General features: G+C 54.6%; 4 protein-coding genes and 1 pseudogene. 3 read left to right on the plus strand and 2 right to left on the minus strand.

Annotated elements, in window-relative coordinates; all coding sequences use genetic code 11:
* Positions 1 to 127 precede the first annotated feature (127 nt).
* Together ACIQ0R_RS11895 and speG are read left to right on the plus strand one after the other, a co-directional pair.
* Positions 128 to 640 (plus strand): annotated as a pseudogene (locus ACIQ0R_RS11895) (acyl-CoA dehydrogenase domain-containing protein).
* A 36-nt stretch (positions 641 to 676) separates the two neighbouring features.
* A complete protein-coding gene (gene speG / locus ACIQ0R_RS11900) occupies positions 677 to 1213 on the plus strand; it encodes a spermidine N1-acetyltransferase (RefSeq protein WP_395827676.1) in 537 nt (178 codons plus the stop codon).
* Between the two features lie 166 nt (positions 1214 to 1379).
* On the opposite strand, the gene sbcB is transcribed toward speG, so the two are convergent.
* On the minus strand, positions 1380 to 2813 hold the full coding sequence (gene sbcB, locus ACIQ0R_RS11905; RefSeq protein WP_395827679.1) for an exodeoxyribonuclease I: 1434 nt from the start codon (positions 2811 to 2813) through the stop codon (positions 1380 to 1382).
* Between the two features lie 247 nt (positions 2814 to 3060).
* On the opposite strand from sbcB, the gene ACIQ0R_RS11910 reads away from it, so the two are divergent.
* Entirely contained in the window at positions 3061 to 3312 is a 252-nt protein-coding gene (locus ACIQ0R_RS11910) for a DUF3563 family protein (protein WP_395827681.1), read from the plus strand.
* Positions 3313 to 3405: 93 nt separating this feature from the next.
* On the opposite strand, the gene ACIQ0R_RS11915 is transcribed toward ACIQ0R_RS11910, so the two are convergent.
* The coding region (locus ACIQ0R_RS11915; RefSeq protein ID WP_395827684.1) for a hypothetical protein at positions 3406 to 3635 on the minus strand (230 nt) is incomplete at its 5' end.

Genomic DNA, 3635 nt, shown 5'->3' on the forward strand with positions numbered 1-3635 from the left:
CAGCAAGAAGTGGACGATGCCATTGCGGGACTGGAAGGGAGCACTTAACCGCTTCACTATCCAGTTTGAAGAACGGATGAAGCCGAATTAAACGAAATTCCGTTTACACAAAATCCAGCACACCCTCCTGCACCAGGCGCAGGAAGCTTACATCGGCGTACTCGACAATTTCCCGAATCGCCCGCTGGCGTCGCTGTTGCGTGTAGTGGCATTTCCTTTTGGCCGACCATATCAAGTGCCATCAGATGCGCTCGACAGCACCGTCGCCCGGAACCTGTAAACCAATAGCGACAGCCGCGACCGCTTGATTGCCGGCATGCACATGCCGGTCGCCGGCGAGTCGCCGCATGCTACCGGCGAACTGGCGTTTCGGTTGATCCCGCAGGTCAATGCAATCGCAGCGCGTCTGAACCCGGCAATCCAGGCCGGCACACTGGCACCGATTCCACAAAGTCTCATCGAGATGCAATATTGGATAGTTGCGGCGGCCGCCAGCGGCGACATCACCGAAGATGAACAGAGACTGTTGCATGACTTTGCGCGATATGGCGACAGTAGTGTGCAGGTTGATGATTTCCCGGCGGATTTCAATCTGTTGGAGTCGATGCAAAAACGCATGCAAGCGTTGCAGCAACACTGAAAGACCAGAGAGATTTATAAAAAAGAAAGATAAAACATGACTACCCTGACGCAACCCGGGCTCAAATTGCGCCCATTGGAACGCAACGACCTGCATTTCGTGCATCAACTCAACAACAACAGCCACATCATGCGCTACTGGTTCGAAGAGCCGTATGAAGCCTATGTCGAACTGGTGCAACTATACGACCAGCACGTGCACGATCAGAGCGAGCGGCGTTTTATCCTGGAAAGTGATGACGGCGACATGGTAGGACTGGTAGAGTTGGTCGAAATCACTCACATCCACCGGCGTGCCGAATTCCAGATCATCGTTGCGCCCGCTGCCCAAGGCCGCGGTTATGCCGAGCGCGCCACCCGGCTGGCGATAGAGTATGCGTTCTGCGTGCTTAACCTGTACAAGCTGTACCTGTACGTCGATAAGGAAAACCACAAGGCGATCCACATTTATCAAAAATGTGGGTTTGTACTGGAAAGCGAACTGAAGAGCGAGTTCTTCGTCAATGGCGTATATCGCGATGCGATCCGCATGTGTATGTTTCAACCCGAATACCTGGCCCAACGACCAGGCTGATACTCGTACCGTCCTCGATTTCTAGATCGGTAACCAAGGCAGATTTAACAACAGCGGGGCCAGGATTGCAGCCTGGCCCCGCTGTTGATTGCGACCACCAAGACGCGCAGCTAATGGTTTGATAAGACCTTGGGTTTGATACGACCTTGTTTGATGCAGCATTATTTTAGTCGCGTGCCGGTGCAATCATTTCTGCATAATCGTATAGCGCACCGAGAATTTCTTCGCCGCGTTCATCCGCTGTTTCCGACAGATTGTCGATTTCCTCAAACAGCATATCGACGGTGCGGGCATTGCCTGCGCCGTCGAACAGGCGCGCCGCCCGATGTTGCTCCCAGCGCTGCGCATCTTGTTCGCTCAATGTGTCGGGGAAGTTACGGGCGCGATAGCGGAACGTCAGTTCTTCCAGGCGCTGGTCGTCGAAACCGAGCGCTGCGCTGGCTAGTTTCTGTGGCGGCAGTGCGCGCAAGTCGTTTAGCTTACGGCGATCACCGTTGCCGACGAAGCCGCCGTACAAATCTTCATCGACGTCGACGTTGTCCTCATCGGCGCGCTGGAACACCTGACGCCATAGTTCGCTCAGATCGGGGGCGCGTGCGGCAATTTCCGCATGGCGCAGCGCCTGCTCGACGTCCAGCCCCCAACGCGCGGCCATATCGCTCGACAGGGTTTGCAACTTGTTGATGACGATCGGCGACTTGTTCATGTGCAGCGATTTCAGTGGTAGGCGTGTCATGCTCTCTGGCAGCGCGTCGGTCTTGCTGAACAGCCGGGTGCGGGCGCTTTCGGCGTCCATCGAAAAGAGTTCGCTGGGATCGAAAGCCAGGTCCCAGGCCAGGATTTCGTTCTTGTTGGTTGGATGCACGCCAATTGGCCACATCACAGCAATGCGGCCACGCTCAGCCGGGAACATGCCGGAAATGTGCAGGAACGGCCGCGGCGTCGGCAAGCCGATTTCCACGCCGACACGGTCTTTCTTGTGCAGCGCCAGGCAGAAATCGAACAGTTTGGGCTGGTGCTGGCGAATCAGCCGCGCCAAGCTGATGGTCGCGCGTACATCCGACAACGCATCGTGCGCCGCTTCATGGCTGAGACCGTTGGCGGCGGTCAGGTGCTCCAGGCGGAAGCTGGGCCGGCCTTGCTCATTGGTCGGCCACTGAATGCCATCCGGGCGCAGCGCGTAGGCGGTGCGCACCACATCCAGGATATCCCAGCGACCGCAATTGTTTTGCCATTCGCGCGCGTACGGATCGATCAGGTTGCGCCAGAACAGAAAACGCGTCACTTCATCATCGAAGCGGATCGTGTTGTAGCCGACGCCGATGGTGCCAGGTTCTGAGAATGCTTTTTCAATCTGCGCCGCGAACTGGAATTCGGGGATGCCACGCTCCAGGCACAATTGCGGCGTGATGCCGGTAATCAGGCATGACTCCGGATTTGGTAGAAAATCTGCTGCCGGTTGGCAATATAGCATGATCGGTTCGCCGATCTCGTTAAGCTCGGCATCGGTGCGAATCGCCGCAAATTGGGCAGGACGGTCGCGGCGCGGCTGCACGCCGAAGGTTTCGTAGTCGTGCCAGAGAAAGGTATGGTTGGGCATCGGTCGCGGATTTGTATGGATGGGAGGTGCAGCAGTTTACAGGCAACTTTCGACGCATGTATAGCTCTTTTACAACACCCTGGAAGAAATTGCCAGGTCCTGAAAAAAGGGGCTCCTAGCCCTTTAAATTCATCAAACTGATAACTGCTATTGGCAATCGAAATTGGATAAATAATGGAGAAACGTTACTCTGATTGTGCGGCGCAACAATTGGCTTGCGGTGAACGCAAAACGAAGAGGAATTATCATGTCTACATTGACAATTAACAGTAGTAATAACAGCAGTCACAGCATTTCCCGCCCTGTGGCATCGTTGACCGCCGCTTTTAGCGCCGTCGGTGCATTTTTTAATCGTATCGGCAATGCCTATGAGCGTTCGGAGGCCGAGCGCAAGGAAGCTTATCTTGCAGAGGCCGTTGACTTGTACGATCTGGAGTATCGCATGCAACAACTGGATCGCGAAAGCGCCCAGACCGCCGCATGGCGCAAAGGCTTCTAAGCCAGGTATTGGCCGGTAATCGCAACAGCTTTGGCCAGGCATGCAGTAAAAAGTACGGGTTAAGTAGCGTATTAGAGGCGTATTAGTGCCGTATTAGTGGCGTAATGAATCAGTTGGCAACTTAAATGGTACGTGGTTGGTTAAAGCAACAAACTGTAGTTCATCAATACCGCTGCGTAGCAGTAGGGCATCCGAGGGTGTGAGCTTCCCCCGAAATTTAGTCTTCCATAGGTAACGTAAAATCAACGATCCTTTGGAAAGACCAGCAATGAAGAAGATACCAAAACAGATGTACACGGCGGAGTTCAAGGAGCTAGCCGTGC

This window comes from Collimonas sp. (assembly GCF_044339385.1).
In the GTDB taxonomy this organism is placed as follows: domain Bacteria; phylum Pseudomonadota; class Gammaproteobacteria; order Burkholderiales; family Burkholderiaceae_D; genus Collimonas.

Bases quoted from the DNA above. Each gene is read 5' to 3' on its own strand.
- speG (WP_395827676.1), top strand. From the start codon at position 677: ATGACTACCCTGACGCAACCCGGGCTCAAATTGCGCCCATTGGAACGC.
- sbcB (WP_395827679.1), bottom strand. From the start codon at position 2,813: ATGCCCAACCATACCTTTCTCTGGCACGACTACGAAACCTTCGGCGTG.
- ACIQ0R_RS11910 (WP_395827681.1), top strand. From the start codon at position 3,061: ATGTCTACATTGACAATTAACAGTAGTAATAACAGCAGTCACAGCATT.